The following is an 18,292-nucleotide window of genomic DNA, read 5'->3' on the forward strand; positions in this document are numbered from 1 at the left end:
GGCGGAGTCACCGCGGCCGGAGCCGCAGCGCCAGGCGGAGCCGCGACGTCAGGGGCGGGCAGGGCCTCTGGTGGTGGCCCCGCCGGGCGGGGGACCGGGGGGGCGTGTCGGGTCGTGTCCTCTCCCGGGCGGGGCGGCCCGCCGCCGGATCGGTCGCGTGACTCGTACGTGCCTTCGGTCTCCATGAACCCCTGCCCCCTGACCAGCCAGGTCGCCGCATCCGTGCAAGCGTCAATCTAGTGGTGATCGGTCCCCGCCGAGCCGTTTCGCCCAGCCGGGCGAATCGGCGCCGTCCTGTCCACCACGGACAACGACACGCCCCCCACCACTCCCGATCGGCGCATGCCTCTCCCCCTCCCTCGCGCCTAGCCTGCGGAGGAAACCCGCAAGTGCGTCCAGAACACCCCCAGGAGCCCCGCATGAACGCTGTCCCGCAGGAGCGGCGCGTCGTCACCGCCATTCCCGGCCCGAAGTCGCAGGAGCTTCAGGCCCGCCGTCTCGACGCGGTCGCCGGTGGCGTGGGCTCCACGCTGCCGGTGTTCACCAAGCGGGCCGGTGGCGGCATCATCGAGGACGTCGACGGCAACCAGCTGATCGACTTCGGCTCCGGCATCGCCGTGACCTCCGTGGGCGCCTCCGCCGAGGCCGTGGTCCGCCGCGCCTCCGCGCAGCTCGCGGACTTCACCCACACCTGCTTCATGGTGACGCCGTACGAGGGGTACGTGGAGGTCTGCGAGGCGCTGTCCGAGCTGACCCCGGGCGACCACGCCAAGAAGTCCGCCCTGTTCAACTCGGGTGCCGAGGCCGTCGAGAACGCGGTCAAGATCGCGCGTTCGTACACCAAGCGCCAGGCCGTCGTCGTCTTCGACCACGGCTACCACGGCCGTACGAACCTGACGATGGCGCTCACCTCGAAGAACATGCCGTACAAGCAGGGCTTCGGCCCGTTCGCGCCCGAGGTCTACCGCGTGCCGGTCGCCTACGGCTACCGCTGGCCCACCGGTGCGGAGAACTGCGGCCCCGAGGCCGCCGCCCAGGCCATCGACCAGATCACCAAGCAGATCGGCGCCGACAACGTCGCCGCGATCATCATCGAGCCGGTGCTCGGCGAGGGCGGCTTCATCGAGCCGGCCAAGGGCTTCCTGCCGGCGATCGTGAAGTTCGCCAACGACAACGGCATCGTCTTCGTCGCCGACGAGATCCAGTCCGGCTTCTGCCGTACCGGCCAGTGGTTCGCGTGTGAGGACGAGGGCATCGTCCCGGACCTCATCACCACCGCCAAGGGCATCGCGGGCGGTCTGCCGCTCGCCGCGGTCACCGGCCGCGCCGAGATCATGGACTCCGTCCACGGCGGCGGCCTCGGCGGCACCTACGGCGGCAACCCGGTCGCGTGCGCCGGTGCGCTCGGTGCCATCGAGACCATGAAGGAGCTCGACCTCAACGCCGCGGCGAAGAAGATCGAGTCCCTCATGAAGGCCCGTCTGGCGGCCATGCAGGAGAAGTTCCCGGTCATCGGCGACATCCGCGGCCGCGGCGCCATGATCGCGATCGAGCTGGTCAAGGACCAGGCGACCAAGGAGCCGAACGCCGAGGCCGCCGCCGCGCTCGCCAAGTTCTGCCACAACGAGGGCGTCCTCGTCCTGACCTGTGGCACCTACGGCAACGTGCTGCGCTTCCTGCCGCCGCTGGTCATCGGCGAGGACCTCCTCAACGAGGGCCTGGACGTCATCGAGAGCGCGTTCGCCGCGATCTGACGCTCCGTGTGAAGAAGCTGTGGGGGGCCGATGGCGGGATGGAGTTCCGGCTGTCGGTCCCCTTCTTCGTGGCGTACGGTTCCAGCAGATGAGAGAAACACCCCGGGCGGAGCCTCCCCAGCCCCGTCCACACCGTGCCCTGGCGCACACCACTGGAGCCCTGGGCTCCGGAACTCCTCACCGATCGGATGGCCGCCCGCCCCACACCCCCCGGGGCGCGCGGCAGTCCGGTCAAGGCGACCGCCCCGGAACCACCCCCCCTGTTCCGGGGCGGTCGGCTGTCTTCTGGGCCCTGGTCGCCCTCACCCTCGTCACCTGGCAGGTCCTGGTCGACGGCCCCTTGGCCCGCCTCGACGAACGCCTCTCCCGCGCCGTGGTGGACACCGTCCCGCGCGGCCTGAGCGAGGCCGCCTCCGATCTGGGGAACATGACGGTCGCGCTGCCGGTGCTCGCCGCCGCCATGGCGTACGCGTACCGGCGGGGCCGGCGCGCGGCGGCTCTCTTCGCGGGTCTGGCGATGGCCGCCGTCCCGCTCCTGGTGGTCCCCCTGAAGGAGTGGACCGCCCGCCCCGGCCCCCTCGAACCCTGGGCCCACGGCTACTACCCCTCGGGCCACACGGCCACGGCGCTGGTCGCGTACTTCGGCGCGGCCTTCCTGGTGTCCCGACGCCTGGTGCCCGTCGCCGCCGTGCTCACGGCGGTGACGGGCACCGGTCTGGTGCTGCGCGGCTACCACTGGCCGCTGGACGTGCTGGCCAGTTGCTGCCTGGGGGTGCTGATCCTGTTCGTCAGCTCCAGTTGTACGCGTCGAAGTTCCGGCTGAACTCCCCCTGGTTGTAGCGGTCCCAGTTGATCGACCAGGTCATCAGGCCGCGCAGGGCGGGCCAGGTGCCATGGGTCTGGTAGGTGCCGCAGTCGGTCTTCCTGGTGAGGCAGTTGAGGGCCTTGTTCACCTCGGCCGGGGTGGTGTGGCCGTTGCCTGCCTGGGTGGAGGCGGGCAGGCCGATGGCGACCTGGTCGGGGCGGAGGGCCGGGAAGACGCGGTCCGTGTTGCCGGCGACGGGGAAGCCGGTGAGGAGCATGTCGGTCATGGCGATGTGGAAGTCCGCGCCGCCCATGGAGTGGTACTGGTTGTCGAGGCCCATGATCGAGCCCGAGTTGTAGTCCTGGACGTGCAGCAGGGTGAGGTCGTCGCGCAGGGCGTGGATGACCGGGAGGTAGGCGCCGGCGCGCGGGTCCTGGCCGCCCCAGGGGCCGGAGCCGTAGTACTGGTAGCCGAGCTGGACGAAGAAGGTCTCCGGGGCCATCGTGAGGACGAAGTTCGCGCCGTACTTGGCCTTGAGGGTCTTGACCGCCGCGATCAGGTTGACGACGACCGGGCTGGTCGGGTTGCGGAAGTCGGTGTCGCCGGTCTGCAGCGACAGGGAGTGGCCCTCGAAGTCGATGTCGAGGCCGTCGAGCCCGTACTCGTCGATGATCTTCGAGACGGAGGAGACGAAGGTGTCGCGGGCGGCGGTGGTGGAGAGCTGGACCTGGCCGTTCTGGCCGCCGATGGAGATCAGGACCTTCTTGCCGGCGGCCTGCTTGGCCTTGATGGCGGCCTTGAAGTCGGCGAGGGACTCGACGGTGGGGCAGGCGGTCGCCGGGCAGAGGCTGAAGCGGATGTCGCCCGAGGTGACCGAGGTCGGCTCGCCGAAGGCGAGGTTGATGACGTCCCAGGAGTCGGGGACGTCGGCCATGCGGGTGTAGCCGGAGCCGTTGGCGAAGCTGGCGTGGAGGTAGCCGACGAGGGCGTGGGCGGGCAGCTGGCCGCCGGGGTTGCCGCCGCCCCCGCTGGTCGTCGTGCCGGTGACGGCGGTGGACTTCGCGGACTCGCCGGCGCTGTTCACGGCCGAGACCTGGAAGCTGTACGCGGTGGCGGCGGCGAGGCCGGTCGCCGTGTACGAGGTGCCGGTGGCGGTCCCGAGCGCGGCGCCGTCCTTGTAGAGCTTGTACGAGGTGGCGCCGGGGACCGCCGGCCAGCCGAGCGTGATCGAGGACGAGGTCGCGGAGCCGGCGGTCAGGCCGGTCGGGGTCGCGGGGATCTGGACCGGGTCGCCGCCGGGGCCGATCAGGGACAGGTCGTCGGCGAGGTAGGCGCCGGTGCCGTACCAGCCGTGGGTGGAGAGGGTGACGGAGTTCGTCGAGGCGCCGGTGGTGAAGGTGGTGGTGAGCCGCTGCCAGTCCGGGGCCGACTGGGTCCAGGCGGTGGCGTCGGTGGTCCCGGTGCCGGAGGCGCCGAGGTAGACGTAGCTGCCGCGGACCCAGCCGCTGAGCGTGTAGCTGGAGTTCGGCTTCACGGTGACGGTCTGGGAGCACTTGGCGTTGTCGCTGCCCGCGGGCGTGGCCTGCAGGGCCTTCGTCCCGCCGTGCACGGGCGAGGAGACGACGGCCCCGCTGCCGGCCGTGCAGCTCCAGCCGTCCAGGCCGGACTCGAAGCCGCCGTTGCGGGCGAGTTCGGTGTCGGCGGCCTGGGCCAGGGGGGTGAGCGCCACGAGTCCGCCGGCGGCGAGGACGCCCGCCAGCAGCAGGGTGAGGGGTCTGGTGCGGTCCACAACTGCCTCCGGGGTGGGGGGAATCGAGGTGGAGCGCGCCACAGCATGGTCCAGACCAATTGAGTGGTCAAGACCTTTGCCGGGTATGACGTGCCGTCAGGTTCCTTCGAAGCCCCTTTCGCCCCGCGCCAGTTGACCCGCCGCCTCGTGCATCGCCAGTTCGAGCAGCACGGCGTCCGTGAGGGTGCCCGCCGCGTCCGGTGCCACCAGCCAGCGCACCCCGCCGGTCACCCGGCCCGGGTACGGGACGACGATCCAGGTGCCGCTGCCCGCGCCGCGCACCCCGGTGCCGAGCCAGCGCGCGGCGGTGCCCGGCGGCACGAAGAAGCCCATCCGGGCGTCGCCGAAGTCGGCGAGCACCGGGCCCGGCCGGTCCACCAGGCGGCTCAGCACGTCGAGCGTCGGATAGCCGAGCTCGGACGGCAGGATCAGCACGTCCCAACGCCTGCCCGCGGGCAGCAGCGCGATCCCGTGCGGGTTGCGCTCCCACTCCCAGCGGCAGGCGTCGGGATCCGGCGCGACCGAGGCCAGCCACTCCACGGCGGTCCTGGCCCCTGCGGCCCCCGAACCAGTCATCGCGACGGTCTCCTCTCCTCCGTGCGGACACCCCGGTCGAGGCGTCCGTACGGAGAGAGGGAGGTTCGGGGGTTCTCTTACGCGGGTTCCCTACCCGCGAGTTGTGATCTGGATCACAGCCAGATCGTAGTCAGATCACGGTCGGGTCAGGTCCGAGGTGCGTCCGGTCAGCTGTCGAAGCCCAGGCCCAGCTTGTCCATGGTCTTCAGCCACAGGTTGCGCCGGCCGCCGTTCTCGTCGGCCCGGGCCAGCGACCACTTGGTCAGCCCGATGCCCGCCCAGGCGATCGGCTCCGGCGGGAAGGGCAGCGGCTTGGAGCGGACCATCTCCAGCTCGGTGCGCTCGGTCCGCTCCCCCGCCAGCAGGTCCAGCATCACGTCCGCGCCGAAGCGCGTCGCGCCGACGCCGAGACCCGTGTAGCCCTGCGCGTACGCCACCTTGCCCTGGTGCGAGGTGCCGAAGAAGGCCGAGAAGCGCGAGCAGGTGTCGATCGCGCCGCCCCAGGCGTGGCTGAAGCGGAGGCCCTCCAGCTGCGGGAAGCAGGTGAAGAAGTGCTCGGCCAGCTTCAGGTAGGTCTCCGGGCGGTGGTCCATCTCGGCGGTCACCTTGCCGCCGAACTGGTAGATGGCGTCGTAGCCGCCCCACAGGATCCGGTTGTCCGCGGTGATGCGGAAGTAGTGGAACTGGTTGGCGCTGTCGCCCAGGCCCTGCCGGTTCTTCCAGCCGATCGAGGCGAGCTGCTCGTCGGAGAGCGGCTCGGTCATCAGCGCGTAGTCGTAGACCGGGACGGTGTAGTGCCGCAGCCGCTTCACCAGCGAGGGGAAGACGTTGGTGCCGAGGGCGACCCGGCGGGCCGCGAGCCGGCCGTACGGGGTGCGGACCGTCATGCCGCCGCCGGGGCCGCCCGCCGAGACCAGGTCGAGCGCCGGGGTGTTCTCGAAGATCCGCACACCCAGGTCGAGGCAGGCCCGCTTGAGCCCCCAGGCCAGCTTGGCCGGGTGCAGCATGGCGACGCCGCGGCGGTCCCACAGGCCGCCCTTGAAGGTCGGCGAGGCGACCTCGGCCCGGACGGCCTCGCCGTCGAGGAGTTCGAGGCCCTCGGCGAGGCCGAGGCGCTCGGCCTCCTCGTACAGCTCGTGGAGCTCGTCCACCTGGTACGCCTCGGTGGCCACGTCGATCTCACCGGTGCGCTCGAAGTCGCAGTCCAGGGAGTAGCGGGCGACGGCCTCCTCGATGGCATCGAGGTTGTGCTCGCCCATCCGCTCCAGCTTGGCGAGCTCCCCCGGCCAGCGGGCGAGCCCGTTGCCCAGGCCGTGGGTGAGGGAGGCGGCGCAGAAGCCTCCGTTGCGGCCCGAGGCGGCCCAGCCCACCTCGCGGCCTTCGATGAGCACGACGTCCCGGGAGGGGTCGCGCTCCTTGGCGATCAGCGCGGTCCACAGACCGCTGTAGCCGCCGCCCACGACCAGCAGGTCGCAGCGCTCGCTGCCGGTGAGAGCGGGCAGGGCTCCCGGCTTACCGGGGTCTTCCAGCCAGAAGGGGACGGGCTGGGCGTCGGAGAGAGATTGTGCAGCGAGACGCATGGCGACTGGGGCCATGGTTTCCAACTCCTTCGGTGCCTGACCGGCTTTCGGTCAGGCTGTTGCTGTTTTCTTGCGCCGGTTCGTAACCATCTGTCCGGCCACTACCACCAGGACCGCGATGACGAACATCGCCGTTCCGATGACGTTGATCTGTACGGGCGTACCGCGCTGGGCCGAGCCCCAGACGAACATGGGGAAGGTCACGGTCGAGCCCGCGTTGAAGTTGGTGATGATGAAGTCGTCGAACGAGAGCGCGAAGGCGAGCAGCGCGCCGGCCGCGATGCCGGGCGCCGCGATCGGCAGCGTGACCCGCAGGAAGGTCTGCACCGGTCCCGCGTAGAGGTCGCGCGCGGCCTCCTCCAGGCGCGGGTCCATGGACATCACGCGCGCCTTGACCGCCGTCACGACGAACGACAGGCAGAACATGATGTGGGCGATCAGGACCGTCCAGAAGCCGAGCTCGGCCCCCATGTTGAGGAAGAGGGTGAGCAGCGAGGCGGCCATGACGACCTCGGGCATCGCCATCGGCAGGAAGATCAGCGAGTTGATCGCGCCGCGCGCCCGGAAGCGGTAGCGGACCAGCGCGAAGGCGATCATCGTGCCGAGGACGACGGCGCCGACCGTCGCCCACGCGGCGAGCTGGAGCGAGAGGGACAGCGAGCCGCACATGTCGGCGACACCGCAGGGGTCCTTCCAGGCGTCCAGGGAGAACTGCTGCCACGCGTAGTTGAAGCGCCCGTTCGGCTTGTTGAACGAGAACACCATCACGACGACGTTCGGCAGGATCATGTACGCGAGCGTGAGCACGCCCGCGATGACGACAAGGTGCTGTCGGATCCAACGCATCAGACCAGGTCCTCCGTTCCCGCCTTGCGGATGTAGACGGTGACCATGAGGAGCACGATCGCCATGAGGATGAAGGACAGCGCGGCGGCCGTCGGGTAGTCGAGCACGCGCAGGAACTGCGACTGGATGACGTTGCCGACCATCTTGGTGTCGGTCGAGCCGAGCAGTTCGGCGTTGACGTAGTCACCGCTCGCCGGGATGAAGGTGAGCAGCGTGCCGGAGACGACGCCCGGCATGGAGAGCGGGAACGTCACCTTGCGGAAGGTGGTGGCCGGGGAGGCGTACAGGTCGCGCGCCGCCTCGTGCAGCCGGCCGTCGATCCGCTCCAGGGACGTGTACAGCGGCAGGATCATGAACGGCAGGAAGTTGTACGTCAGACCGCACACCACCGCCATGGGCGTGGCGAGCACCCGGCTGCCCTCGGTCCAGCCGAGCCAGCTGGTCACGTCGAGGACGTGCAGCGCGTTCAGCGCGTTCACCACGAGGCTGTCGTCCGCGAGGATCGTCTTCCAGGCCAGCGTCCGGATGAGGAAGCTGGTGAAGAACGGCGCGATGACGAGGACGAGCAGGACGTTGCGCCAGCGGCCGGCCCTGAAGGCGATCAGGTACGCCAGCGGGTAGCCGAGCAGCAGACAGAGCAGGGTCGCCGTGCCCGCGTACAGCAGCGAGCGGATGAACTGCGGCCAGTACTCCTGGAAGGCGTCCCAGTAGGTCTGGAAGTGCCAGGTGACCTGGAAGCCCTGCTCCAGGGAGCCGGTCTGCACCGAGGTGGAGGCCTGGTAGACCATCGGCAGCGCGAAGAAGACGAGCAGCCAGACGATGCCGGGCAGCAGCAGCCAGTACGGGACGAGCCGCTTGCGGGTGGAGGGTTTGCGGAGCGCCGGTTCCTCCACCGGGGTCTCCTTGGTGAGGGTCGCGCTCATGCGGCGTCCTCCACCGTCTCCACACCGGCGTCGATGTCCTGGGCCGCGTCGAGCCCGAACGTGTGGGCCGGGTTCCAGTGCAGGACGACCTCGGCGCCGGGGACCAGCCGCGCGTCGCGCTCGATGTTCTGCTCGTACACCTGGAGCTCGGCGCCGGCCGGGGAGTTCACCACGAACTGGGTGGAGACGCCGATGAAGGAGGAGTCGACGATCCGGCCGGTGACCCGGTTGCGGCCGTCGGGTATCGCGCCCTCGTCGTCGGCGTGGGCGATCGAGATCTTCTCCGGGCGCACGCCGACGAGGACCTTGCCGCCCGTGCGGACGGCGTCCGTACAGCGCGCGCCGGGCACCCGCAGCTTGCCGCCGCCGGCGGTGGCGAGGAGGTCCGTGCCGCCCGTCTCGACGACCTCGGCCTCGATGAGGTTGGAGGTGCCGAGGAAGTTGGCGACGAAGGTGGTCCGCGGGTTCTCGTACAGGTCGGCGGGGGCGCCGAGCTGCTCGACCCGGCCGCCGTTCATCACCGCGACCTGGTCGGCCATGGTCATGGCCTCCTCCTGGTCGTGGGTGACGTGCACGAAGGTGATGCCGACCTCGGTCTGGATGCGCTTCAGCTCCAGCTGCATCTGACGGCGCAGCTTGAGGTCGAGCGCGCCGAGCGGCTCGTCGAGCAGGAGGACCTGCGGGTGGTTGATGAGCGCGCGGGCCACGGCGACGCGCTGCTGCTGGCCGCCGGAGAGCTGGTGCGGCTTCTTGTGCGCGTGCTCGCCGAGCTGCACGAGGTCGATCATCTCGTCGACCTGCGGCTTCACCGACTTGATGCCGCGCCGGCGCAGGCCGAAGGCGATGTTCTCGAAGATGTTCATGTGCGGGAAGAGCGCGTAGGACTGGAAGACCGTGTTCACGGGGCGCTTGTACGGCGGGAGGTCGGTGACGTCCCGGTCGCCGAGGAAGACGGTGCCCGTGGTCGGGTCCTCCAGGCCGGCGATCATGCGCAGCGTGGTGGTCTTGCCGCAGCCCGAGGCGCCGAGGAGGGCGAAGAACGAGCCCTGCGGGATCGTCAGGTCGAGCGGGCGGACGGCGTGGAAGGAGCCGTAGGACTTGCTGATGCCGGAGAGACGGACGTCGCCGCCGCCGGCGTTCTGTGCGTTGTGAGCAGTCTTGTCAGTCATGGGTTGCGGTCCCGGAGGGTCGTAAGGAAAGGGGCGGCGGCCGGTCAGGCACCGATGAGCTTGGCGAACTTCTCCTCGTACGCCGTCTCCTCCGCGCTGCTCAGCGAGCGGAAGGCGTGCGACTTCCGGGCCATCGCCTTGTCGGGGACGATCAGCGTGTTGTTCGCCAGCTCGGGGTCGATCTTGGCGAGTTCGTCCTTCACCCCGTCGACCGGGCAGACGTAGTTGATGTACGCGGCGAGCTGCGCGGCCACCGGAAGCTCGTAGTAGTAGTCGATGAGCTTCTCGGCGTTGGTCTTGTGCCGGGCCTGGGCGGGGACCAGGAGGTTGTCGCTGGAGGTGATGTAGCCCGCCGAGGGGATCGCGAACTTGATGTCCGGGTTGTCCGCCTGGAGCTGGATGATGTCACCGGCCCAGGCGAGGCAGGCCGCCAGGTCGCCCTTGTCGAGGTCGGAGGTGTAGTCGTTGCCGGTGAAGCGGCGGATCTGCTTCTTGTCGACGCCCTTCTGGAGGCGTCCGATCGCCGCGTCGTAGTCGGCGTCGGTGAACTTCCCGGGGTCCTTGCCCATGTCGAGCAGGGTCATGCCGACCGAGTCGCGCATCTCGGTGAGGAAGCCGACCCGGCCCTTGAGCGCCGGGTCGTCGAGCAGCTGGCTGACGGAGTCGACCTTCTTGCCGCCGGTCGCCTTGGAGTTGTAGGCGATGACGGTGGAGATGCCGGTCCAGGGGTACGAGTAGGCCCGGCCCGGGTCCCAGTCGGGGCGGCGGAACTGCGCGGAGAGGTTGGCGTACGCCGTGGGGAGGTTCGACGCGTCCAGCTTCTGCGCCCAGCCGAGGCGGATGAGGCGGGCGGCCAGCCAGTCGGTGACGCAGATCAGGTCGCGGCCGGTGTCCTGGCCGGCCGCGAGCTGCGGCTTGATCTTGCCGAAGAACTCGACGTTGTCGTTGATGTCCTCGGTGTACTTGACCTTGATCCCGGTCCGTCGGGCGAACGCCTCCAGGGTGGGCCGGGACTTCTCGTCCTCGCTGACGTCCATGTACTCGGTCCAGTTGGAGAAGTTCACGGTCTTCTCCGTGGCCGAGACGTCCGTGGACGCCGGGCCCTGCCCCTCCCGCTTGGCCGGCGGGATGCCGCACGCGCTCAGGCCGGCGAGCCCGCCGACCGTGAGCGCGCCGACGCCGCCCGCCCTGAGCACCGAACGGCGGGTGAGCGCGCCCCGGCCGCTCGTGAGAGTGCGCCGCATCGCCGCGATCTGCGCCGCGGACAGACTGTCGGGCTGGTACTGCTCCATGCGCTGTGCCCTTTCGGGATGGGTTCGCCGCCGGTCGGACGGCTGGCTGCTATCGGTCCCCGAAGATCGTGCGGTGCCAGTCCTTCGCCGCGACCGCCGTGTTGTCGAACATCACGTGCTTGACCTGCGTGTACTCCTCGAAGGAGTACACCGACATGTCCTTTCCGAAGCCGGAGGCCTTGGAGCCGCCGTGGGGCATCTCGCTGATGATCGGGATGTGGTCGTTCACCCACACGCAGCCCGCCTTGATCTCGCGGGTGGCCCGGTTGGCCCGGTACACGTCGCGGCTCCAGGCGGAGGCGGCGAGCCCGTAGGGGGTGTCGTTGGCGAGCCGGATGCCCTCGTCGTCGCTGTCGAAGGGCAGGGCCACCAGGACCGGGCCGAAGATCTCCGACTGCACGACCTCGCTGTCCTGTGCCGCGCCGGTGATCAGGGTGGGGCGATAGTACGCCCCGTCCTTGAGGTCGCCGCCGGGCGCTTCGCCGCCGGTGACGACGGTGGCATAGCCGCGGGCGCGCTCGACGAAGGCGGCGACGCGGTCGCGCTGGGCGTGGCTGATGAGCGGCCCGAGGTCCGTCGACGGGTCGAACGGGTCGCCCAGCCGGACGGTCTCCATGAGCTCGGCGACCCGCGCCACGAAGGCGTCGAAGAGCGGCCGCTGCACATAGGCGCGGGTGGCGGCGGTGCAGTCCTGCCCGCTGTTGATGAGGGAGGCGGCGACGGCGCCGTGCGCGGCGGCCTCCAGGTCGGCGTCGTCGAAGACGACGAAGGGGGCCTTGCCGCCGAGCTCCAGGTGGAGGCGCTTGACGGTGGCGGTGGCGATCTCCGCGACCCGCTTGCCGACCGGCGTGGAGCCGGTGAAGGAGGTCATGACCACGTCGGGGTGGCCCACCAGGTGCTCGCCCACGGTGCGGCCGGCGCCGTTGACGATGTTGATGACACCGTCGGGGATCCCGGCCTCGGTCGCCGCCTGCGCGAACATCAGCGAGGTCAGCGGGGTGAGTTCGGCCGGCTTGAGGACGATCGTGTTGCCGGCGGCGACGGCCGGGAGGATCTTCCAGGCGGCCATCTGGAGCGGATAGTTCCAGGGTGCGATGGAGCCGACCACGCCGATGGGCTCGCGCCGTACGTACGAGGTGTGGTCGCCGTCGTACTCGGCGGCGGACTGGCCCTGGAGGTGACGGGCCGCACCGGCGAAGAAGGCGGTGTTGTCGATCGTGCCGGGCACGTCGAACTCGGTGGTCAGCTTGATGGGCTTGCCGCACTGGAGGGACTCGACGACGGCGATGTCCTCCGCCCGCTCGGCGAGCACGCTCGCGAACCGGTGCAGTGCCTCGGAACGCTCCCCCGGTGTGGCGGCGGCCCAGGCGGGGAAGGCCGCCTTGGCCGCTGCGACGGCCTCGTCGACGTCCGCCACCGAGGCGAGCGTGTACGTGTACACGCTCTCGCCGGTGGCCGGGTCGACGACGTTGTGCTCCTGACCCGAGGTTCCGGGGCGAAGCCGCCCCCCGATGTACTGCGCGCCGTCCGCGAAACGGTCCGACACCTGGAAGCGGTTGCCCATGACGCTCTCCGTTGTTCCCGCTCGAATTGAGTGCCGATCCTGACAGAGACATACGGGTGCAACAAGTGATTCCGTTGTTGCCTTTTGGTTACGCGACGGAATCGGTCGACCATGTGTCGAGGGCAGCGGGAAATTGCCGTACGGAGTGTCCGTGGCGGGTGGCAGGGTGGCATGCATGAAAGATCTCGACTGGCTGATTGGCCAGGTCAGACAGGGTGAGAAGGTCAAGTGGCTGCATTTCTGGGGCCACCGTCCACGGCCCGACGGCAGGCTCTCGGCGAGCTGTCTGAGCCAGTGGTGGCCGTCACCGTTCGTGGTGGACGACGTGCGGTACGCGACCGCCGAGCACTGGATGATGGCCGAGAAGGCGAGGCTGTTCGGCGACCCGGAGGCCGAGGCCCAGGCCCTCTCCGCGCGGACCCCGGCGGAGGCCAAGAAGGCGGGCCGGCTGGTCCGGGGCTTCGACGAGGAGGTCTGGGCGCGGGAGCGCGCCGAGATCGTCACGCGGGGCAGCGTCCACAAGTTCGCCTCGGACGAGGCCCTGCGGGGGTTCCTCCTGGGGACGGGCTCGCGCGTCCTCGTGGAGGCGAGCCCGATGGACCGCGTCTGGGGCATCGGCCTGACGGCGGAGGACCCGAAGGCGACCGACCCGGAGCGCTGGCGCGGCCTGAACCTGCTGGGCTTCGCGCTGATGGAGGCGCGGAACCGGCTGGTCTGACGGGGCCCGGGAAGGTCGGGCAAGGCCGAGGAAAGCCGGGGAAAGCCGAGGAAGGGGGGACGGGCGGGTGCCCGTTGCCCCCCCGGGCTCGACTAGCGGGCCCCGGCGTCCACGGTCAGCGAGGTGGCGAACGGGTCGTCGGAGGAGTCCTCCAGGGACTCCGGGCTCTCGACGATGACCCAGATCATGAACGCCAGGAACACGGCGCTCACGAGGATGCCGATCGATCCGAGGATGACGCCCGCGAGGGCCATGCCCCGGTTGGTCGCCTCGCCGCGGTTCGCCTTCTTCATGCCGATGATGCCGAAGATCAGCGCGAGGACGCCCAGGACGATCCCCAGGCCGTACATGCAGAAGCCGACCACGGCGATGATGCCGAGCACCATCGCCGTGGTGCCCATCCCGTTGGACGGGGACTGCTGCCAGCCGGGCTGTCCGTACCCCGTGCCGTAGCTCGGGTACGGCGAGGCCGGCGGGTAGCCGTAGGACGGCGTGGCCGGCGGCACCGGGGCCGGCGGCGTCGGGTAGCCGTAGGCGCCGCCCGGGGCGGCCGGCGGCGGCGGGACGTCCGAGCCCGGCATCGAGATCACGGTGTTCTGGTCATGGACCGGGGGCGTCGCGGGCTTGGTCAGCTCGACGCGGTCCGGGTGGGGCGGAGCCCACGGGTCCACCGGCTGTTCGCTGTTTTCGGACATTGGGCCTCCCCCATCGTGGTCACGCCATGCTACGACCTCCCTCCGACGCGGGAGGGGCCCGGCCTACGATGACCCGATGACCGACCTGCATCCCTTCATCGCCGGACTCCCCAAGGCCGAGCTGCACGTCCACCACGTCGGCTCCGCCTCGCCCCGGATCGTCGCCGAGCTGGCGGCACGCCACCCGGACTCCAAGGTTCCGACCGATCCGGAGGCGTTGAGCGACTACTTCGTCTTCACGGACTTCGCCCACTTCATCGACGTGTACCTGTCGGTGGTGGACCTGGTCCGCACCCCCGAGGACGTGCGCCTGCTGACCTACGAGGTCGCCCGGGACATGGCCCGGCAGAACATCCGCTACGCCGAGCTGACCATCACCCCGTACAGCTCCACCCGCCGCGGCATCGACGAGCACGCCTTCATGGCGGCCATCGAGGACGCCCGCAGGGCCGCCGAGACCGAGCTGGGCGTCATCCTGCGCTGGTGCTTCGACATCCCCGGCGAGGCGGGCCTGGAGGCGGCGGAGGAGACCGCGCGCCTGGCGGTGGAGCTGCGCCCGGAGGGCCTGGTGGCCTTCGGCCTCGGCGGCCCGGAGATCGGCGTGCCGCGCCCGCAGTTCAAGCCGTACTTCGACCGCGCCCGCGCGGCCGGCCTGCGCTCGGTGCCGCACGCGGGCGAGACGACGGGCCCGGAGACGGTCTGGGACGCCCTGAACGACCTGGGCGCCGAGCGCATCGGCCACGGCACCAGCTCGGTCCAGGACCCGGAGCTCCTCAAGCACCTCGCCGAGCACCGGATCGCCCTGGAGGTCTGCCCGACCTCGAACATCGCCACCCGCGCGGTGGAGCGCCTGGAGGACCACCCCCTCAAGCAGATGGTGGACGCGGGCGTGCTGGTGACGATCAACAGCGACGACCCGCCGATGTTCGGCACCGACCTCAACAACGAGTACGTCGTCGCCGCCCGCCTGCTCGGCCTGGACGAGCGCGGTGTCGCGGCCCTCGCCAAGAACGCGGTGGAGGCCTCGTTCCTCGACGAGGCCGGCAAGGCCCGCATCGTCGAGGAGATCGACACGTACACGGAGCAGTGGCTGGCGCGCTGAGCGCCGGGAGAATGGGGTCATGGACCCCGTCACTGTCGTAGGCCACCGCGGCGACCCCTACCGCGTCCGCGAGAACACCGTCCCCTCGATCCTGTCGGCGATCGAGCGGGGCGCGGACGCGGTGGAGGTCGACGTCCGGCTCACCAGGGACGGCGTGCCCGTCCTGCTGCACGACGACACCCTCAAGCGGCTCTGGAAGGTCGAGCGCCCGCTGTCCGCGCTGACGGCCGCCGAGGTCGCGGAGCTCACCCAGGGGGGTGTGCCGACCCTGCGCGAGGCGCTGATCGCGGCCGGGGCGCACCGCCTGATGCTGGATCTGCCGGGCGGCGACGCGCGCTCGGTGCGCACGATCGTGGGCACCGTCCGCGAGTCCGGGGCGGGCGAGCGCGTCTACTACTGCGCGGGGGCCGTCGCGATGCTCCAGGTGCGGGCGGCGGACCCGGCCGCGGAGATCGCGCTGACCTGGGACACCCTGGTCCCGCCGCGCCGCACGCTGCTGGACGCGGTGCGCCCCCGCTGGCTCAACTACCGCTTCGGGCTCGCCGGTCGGGAGCTGGTGGAGCGGGTGCACCGGGACGGCCTGCTGGTCTCGGCCTGGACGGCGGACACCGCCTGGACGATGCGTAAGCTGATCCGCGACGGGGTGGACTCGATCACCACCAACCGGATCGACACGCTGGCCGGCGTGCTGCGGAAGGGCCGAGCATGAACGACAGGATCCGCACCGACATCGCACACAACGCGCGGGTGTGGAACTACTGGCTGGGCGGCAAAGACAACTACCCGGTGGACCGCGCGGTCGGCGACCAGGTCACGTCCTTCCACCCGAGCATCGGCGCGGTGGCGCGCGCGGACCGCGCGTTCCTCGGGCGGGCGGTCACGTACCTCGCGGCGGAGGCGGGGGTACGCCAGTTCCTCGACATCGGCACCGGGCTGCCGACCGCCGACAACACCCACGAGGTCGCCCAGCGGGTGGCGCCGGACTCCCGGGTGGTCTACGTCGACAACGACCCGATCGTCCTGACCCACGCCCGGGCGCTCCTGACGAGCGCGCCGCAGGGCGTCACCGAGTACGTGGACGCCGACGCGCACGACCCGGCGACGATCCTGGCGGCGGCCGGCCGGACGCTGGACTTCTCGCGGCCGGTCGCGGTGCTGATGCTGGGCATCCTGAACTTCGTGCTGGACACGGACGAGGCCCGGCGGATCGTGCGCACGGTGATGGCGGCGCTGCCGTCCGGCAGTCATCTGGTGCTGACGCACCCGACGTTCGACGCGGAGCTGGGCGGTGAGGGGAACATCGCGGCGATGGAGTTCTGGAACGCCCACGCCACCCCGCCGATCACGGCGCGCGGCCGGGCGGAGTTCGCGTCGTTCCTGGACGGCCTCGACCTGCTGGAGCCGGGCATCGTGTCGTGCTCGCGCTGGCGGGCGCCGGGGGCGGTCGAGGTGGCGCAGTACGGAGCGGTGGGCCGCAAGCCGTAATGGGCATACGGGGGATGCGGGGGGCGCTCGGGACGCGGGCGCCCCAGGAGGTACGGAACGGGGCGGGGGCCCCGGACGGGCGGCTCGGGCTCCGGGACGTCCGAGGGATCCAGGAGCTGAGGGCCTGGGCGGCGGACCGTCCCGGGCCGGTCGACACGGCCCTGGCGCTGCTCGTGCAGGCGGCGATGACGATGCCCTTCGTCGTCCCGCGCCCGCCCGAACTGGAGCCGGCGACCTGGCCGGCGTACGGCCTGACGACGCTGACCGTCCTGCCGCTGGTGTGGCGCCGCCGGGCTCCGCTGGCGGTGCTGCTCGCGGTGCTGGCGGCCAGCGCGCTGTACAAGCTGGCGCTGGAGGGGCCGGGGCAGCCGCTGCCGTACACCGGGCTGGTGTGCGTGTACACGGTCGCCGTGCTGTCGCCGCCGTGGAAGCGGCTGGTGGCGGCGCTGCTGATGCTCGTCGCGGTGCCGGTGTCGGTGTGGCTCAACACCCAGTCCGCGCGCGAACTGACCTTCTCGCTCTTCGTGTTCGGCGCCGCCTACGCCTTCGGGCGGCTGGCCGACGCCCGGCAGCGGGCCAACCGGGTGGAGGCGGAACAGGCCGCCGCGCGGGAACGGGCCCGGATCGCCCGGGAGATGCACGACATCCTGTCGCACGCCGTGAGCCTGATGATCGTGCAGGCGGAGGCCGGTCCGCTGGCCGTGCGCCGGGCGCCGGAGCGGGCCGAGGCCGCGTTCGAGGCGATCTCCGAGACCGGGCGGGACGCGATGCGGCAACTGCGCGGGATGCTGGGCGTGTTGCGGGACGAGGGCGGCGGCACGGACGCGCCGCGGGACCCCCAGCCGGGCGTGGACCGGCTGCCGGAACTGGTCGAGCGGGTGCGGGGCGGCGGTCTGGACGTGCGGTTCGGGACGGACGGCACGGCACGCCCGCTGCCGGCCGCGACGGGGGCGACGGTCTTCCGGATCGTGCAGGAGGCGCTGACGAACGTGGTCAAGCACGCGGGGGCCACGACCGTGTCGGTGCGCCTCGGCTACGGACCGGACGAGGTGGAGGTCCGGGTGACGGACGACGGGCGCGGGCCGCGCCCCGGAGGTTCTGGCGGGCACGGTCTCGTCGGGGTCCGGGAGCGGGCCGCCGCCCACGGGGGGACGGCGTCGGCCGGCCCCGGCCCGGACGGGCGAGGTTTCGAGCTGCGGGCGGTGCTCCCGCTGGAGGTGCGGGGATGACCTTGCGGGTGGTGGTCGCGGACGACCAGGAGCTGGTGCGCAGCGGGTTCGCGCTGATCCTGGACGTGCAGGAGGACATCGAGGTGGTCGCGGAGGTCGGCGACGGCGCCGCGGCGGTGGAGGCGGTGCGGCGGCTGCGGCCCGACGTGGCGCTGCTGGACATCCGGATGCCCCGGATGGACGGCATCGAGGCGTGCCGGGTGATCAGCGCGGAGTCGGAGTGCCGGACGGTGATCCTGACGACCTTCGACTCGGACGAGTACGTGTACGAGGCGCTGCACGCGGGCGCGAGCGGCTTCCTCCTGAAGGACGTGCGCCGGGACGACCTGGTGCACGCGGTGCGGGTGGTCGCGGCGGGCGAGGCGCTGCTCGCGCCCTCGGTGGCGCGGCGGCTCGTGGAGCAGTACACCTCGGGCGGCCCGCGCCGGGCGGACGGGCCCGACGCGCGGCTCGACGTGCTGACGGGGCGGGAGCGCGAGACGCTGCTGCTCCTGGCGCGGGGCCTGTCGAACGCGGAGATCGCGGCGGAGCTGGTGGTGAGCGACCACACGGTGAAGACGCACGTGGGGAACGTGCTGGCGAAGCTGGGGCTGCGGGACCGGATCCAGGCGGTGATCTGCGCGTACGAGACGGGGCTCGTGGCGGCGGGTCCTCCCCCGTGCGGGGGAGCCCCGGCGAGGTGACTCCCCCGCGCCGGGGAGGAGAGCCGCCCGTGGGAACCGCCGGTGCGGGCGATCCGCGGATCGTCGCTGGTCAGCAGGATGG

General features: G+C 71.2%; 17 protein-coding genes. 8 read left to right on the forward strand and 9 right to left on the reverse strand.

All coding sequences use genetic code 11. The features are described 5' to 3' along the window. Window positions 1–419: 419 nt before the first annotated feature. Both gabT and AB0Q96_RS33975 read left to right on the forward strand, forming a co-directional pair. Window positions 420–1,754, forward strand: coding sequence for a 4-aminobutyrate--2-oxoglutarate transaminase (gene gabT / locus AB0Q96_RS33970; protein WP_365332311.1), 1,335 nt, complete (start codon window positions 420–422; stop codon window positions 1,752–1,754). A 340-nt stretch (window positions 1,755–2,094) separates the two neighbouring features. Further along, on the forward strand, window positions 2,095–2,577 hold the full coding sequence (locus AB0Q96_RS33975) for a phosphatase PAP2 family protein (RefSeq protein WP_365332313.1): 483 nt from the start codon (window positions 2,095–2,097) through the stop codon (window positions 2,575–2,577). Here the strand turns inward: AB0Q96_RS33975 and AB0Q96_RS33980 are convergent. The 8 genes from AB0Q96_RS33980 to AB0Q96_RS34015 all read right to left on the reverse strand — a co-directional run bounded on the left by AB0Q96_RS33980 (window position 2,543) and on the right by AB0Q96_RS34015 (window position 12,298). Then, window positions 2,543–4,348, reverse strand: coding sequence for a glycoside hydrolase family 18 protein (locus AB0Q96_RS33980; protein WP_365332315.1), 1,806 nt, complete (start codon window positions 4,346–4,348; stop codon window positions 2,543–2,545). The genes AB0Q96_RS33975 and AB0Q96_RS33980 overlap by 35 nt on opposite strands. A gap of 96 nt (window positions 4,349–4,444) precedes the next feature. Then, window positions 4,445–4,924, reverse strand: a complete 480-nt coding sequence (locus AB0Q96_RS33985; protein ID WP_365332317.1) for a hypothetical protein — start codon at window positions 4,922–4,924, stop codon at window positions 4,445–4,447. Window positions 4,925–5,091: 167 nt separating this feature from the next. After that, a complete protein-coding gene (locus AB0Q96_RS33990; protein ID WP_365332319.1) occupies window positions 5,092–6,519 on the reverse strand; it encodes an FAD-binding oxidoreductase in 1,428 nt (475 codons plus the stop codon). A 36-nt stretch (window positions 6,520–6,555) separates the two neighbouring features. Beyond that, a complete protein-coding gene (locus AB0Q96_RS33995) occupies window positions 6,556–7,350 on the reverse strand; it encodes an ABC transporter permease (protein ID WP_365332321.1) in 795 nt (264 codons plus the stop codon). Beyond that, window positions 7,350–8,273 (reverse strand): ABC transporter permease, encoded by a 924-nt coding sequence (locus AB0Q96_RS34000; RefSeq protein WP_365332322.1) that lies wholly within the window; start codon window positions 8,271–8,273, stop codon window positions 7,350–7,352. The genes AB0Q96_RS33995 and AB0Q96_RS34000 overlap by 1 nt, the downstream gene beginning before the upstream one ends. Next, window positions 8,270–9,442 (reverse strand): ABC transporter ATP-binding protein, encoded by a 1,173-nt coding sequence (locus tag AB0Q96_RS34005; RefSeq protein WP_365332324.1) that lies wholly within the window; start codon window positions 9,440–9,442, stop codon window positions 8,270–8,272. The genes AB0Q96_RS34000 and AB0Q96_RS34005 overlap by 4 nt, the downstream gene beginning before the upstream one ends. Before the next feature lie 44 nt (window positions 9,443–9,486). Beyond that, entirely contained in the window at window positions 9,487–10,734 is a 1,248-nt protein-coding gene (locus tag AB0Q96_RS34010) for a spermidine/putrescine ABC transporter substrate-binding protein (protein WP_365332327.1), read from the reverse strand. A 49-nt stretch (window positions 10,735–10,783) separates the two neighbouring features. After that, a complete protein-coding gene (locus AB0Q96_RS34015) occupies window positions 10,784–12,298 on the reverse strand; it encodes a gamma-aminobutyraldehyde dehydrogenase (protein WP_365332329.1) in 1,515 nt (504 codons plus the stop codon). A 175-nt stretch (window positions 12,299–12,473) separates the two neighbouring features. On the opposite strand from AB0Q96_RS34015, the gene AB0Q96_RS34020 reads away from it, so the two are divergent. After that, window positions 12,474–13,016, forward strand: a complete 543-nt coding sequence (locus AB0Q96_RS34020) for an NADAR family protein (RefSeq protein WP_365332331.1) — start codon at window positions 12,474–12,476, stop codon at window positions 13,014–13,016. Window positions 13,017–13,108: 92 nt separating this feature from the next. On the opposite strand, the gene AB0Q96_RS34025 is transcribed toward AB0Q96_RS34020, so the two are convergent. Beyond that, a complete protein-coding gene (locus AB0Q96_RS34025; RefSeq protein ID WP_365332333.1) occupies window positions 13,109–13,711 on the reverse strand; it encodes a DUF4190 domain-containing protein in 603 nt (200 codons plus the stop codon). A gap of 76 nt (window positions 13,712–13,787) precedes the next feature. Here AB0Q96_RS34025 and AB0Q96_RS34030 point away from each other — a divergent pair, with 76 nt between their 5' ends. From AB0Q96_RS34030 to AB0Q96_RS34050, 5 genes are read left to right on the forward strand one after another with little or no spacing between them, the layout of a single operon-like run. After that, the gene (locus tag AB0Q96_RS34030; RefSeq protein ID WP_365332335.1) at window positions 13,788–14,813 is read left to right on the forward strand and encodes an adenosine deaminase; all 1,026 of its coding nucleotides are present in this window, start codon (window positions 13,788–13,790) and stop codon (window positions 14,811–14,813) included. 19 nt (window positions 14,814–14,832) lie between these two features. Further along, complete coding sequence (locus AB0Q96_RS34035; protein WP_365332337.1) at window positions 14,833–15,522, forward strand: glycerophosphodiester phosphodiesterase; 690 nt, start codon at window positions 14,833–14,835, stop codon at window positions 15,520–15,522. Continuing rightward, window positions 15,519–16,298, forward strand: coding sequence for an SAM-dependent methyltransferase (locus AB0Q96_RS34040; protein WP_365332339.1), 780 nt, complete (start codon window positions 15,519–15,521; stop codon window positions 16,296–16,298). The genes AB0Q96_RS34035 and AB0Q96_RS34040 overlap by 4 nt, the downstream gene beginning before the upstream one ends. Before the next feature lie 14 nt (window positions 16,299–16,312). After that, the gene (locus AB0Q96_RS34045; RefSeq protein WP_365332341.1) at window positions 16,313–17,527 is read left to right on the forward strand and encodes a histidine kinase; all 1,215 of its coding nucleotides are present in this window, start codon (window positions 16,313–16,315) and stop codon (window positions 17,525–17,527) included. Further along, window positions 17,524–18,210, forward strand: coding sequence for a response regulator transcription factor (locus tag AB0Q96_RS34050; RefSeq protein WP_365332343.1), 687 nt, complete (start codon window positions 17,524–17,526; stop codon window positions 18,208–18,210). Before AB0Q96_RS34045 ends, AB0Q96_RS34050 begins: the two co-directional genes overlap by 4 nt. The last annotated feature ends 82 nt before the right edge of the window (window positions 18,211–18,292 follow it).

The sequence above is a fragment of the Streptomyces sp. NPDC093111 genome (genome assembly GCF_040683955.1).
In the GTDB taxonomy this organism is placed as follows: Bacteria; Actinomycetota; Actinomycetes; order Streptomycetales; family Streptomycetaceae; genus Streptomyces.

Coding starts and splice junctions, on each gene's coding strand:
- AB0Q96_RS34030 (WP_365332335.1), top strand. CDS start 13,788: ATGACCGACCTGCATCCCTTCATCGCCGGACTCCCCAAGGCCGAGCTG.
- gabT (WP_365332311.1), top strand. CDS start 420: ATGAACGCTGTCCCGCAGGAGCGGCGCGTCGTCACCGCCATTCCCGGC.
- AB0Q96_RS34035 (WP_365332337.1), top strand. CDS start 14,833: ATGGACCCCGTCACTGTCGTAGGCCACCGCGGCGACCCCTACCGCGTC.
- AB0Q96_RS34015 (WP_365332329.1), bottom strand. CDS start 12,298: ATGGGCAACCGCTTCCAGGTGTCGGACCGTTTCGCGGACGGCGCGCAG.
- AB0Q96_RS33990 (WP_365332319.1), bottom strand. CDS start 6,519: ATGGCCCCAGTCGCCATGCGTCTCGCTGCACAATCTCTCTCCGACGCC.
- AB0Q96_RS34050 (WP_365332343.1), top strand. CDS start 17,524: ATGACCTTGCGGGTGGTGGTCGCGGACGACCAGGAGCTGGTGCGCAGC.
- AB0Q96_RS34025 (WP_365332333.1), bottom strand. CDS start 13,711: ATGTCCGAAAACAGCGAACAGCCGGTGGACCCGTGGGCTCCGCCCCAC.
- AB0Q96_RS34010 (WP_365332327.1), bottom strand. CDS start 10,734: ATGGAGCAGTACCAGCCCGACAGTCTGTCCGCGGCGCAGATCGCGGCG.
- AB0Q96_RS34005 (WP_365332324.1), bottom strand. CDS start 9,442: ATGACTGACAAGACTGCTCACAACGCACAGAACGCCGGCGGCGGCGAC.
- AB0Q96_RS33995 (WP_365332321.1), bottom strand. CDS start 7,350: ATGCGTTGGATCCGACAGCACCTTGTCGTCATCGCGGGCGTGCTCACG.
- AB0Q96_RS34000 (WP_365332322.1), bottom strand. CDS start 8,273: ATGAGCGCGACCCTCACCAAGGAGACCCCGGTGGAGGAACCGGCGCTC.
- AB0Q96_RS34045 (WP_365332341.1), top strand. CDS start 16,313: ATGCGGGGGGCGCTCGGGACGCGGGCGCCCCAGGAGGTACGGAACGGG.
- AB0Q96_RS34040 (WP_365332339.1), top strand. CDS start 15,519: ATGAACGACAGGATCCGCACCGACATCGCACACAACGCGCGGGTGTGG.
- AB0Q96_RS33985 (WP_365332317.1), bottom strand. CDS start 4,924: ATGACTGGTTCGGGGGCCGCAGGGGCCAGGACCGCCGTGGAGTGGCTG.
- AB0Q96_RS34020 (WP_365332331.1), top strand. CDS start 12,474: ATGAAAGATCTCGACTGGCTGATTGGCCAGGTCAGACAGGGTGAGAAG.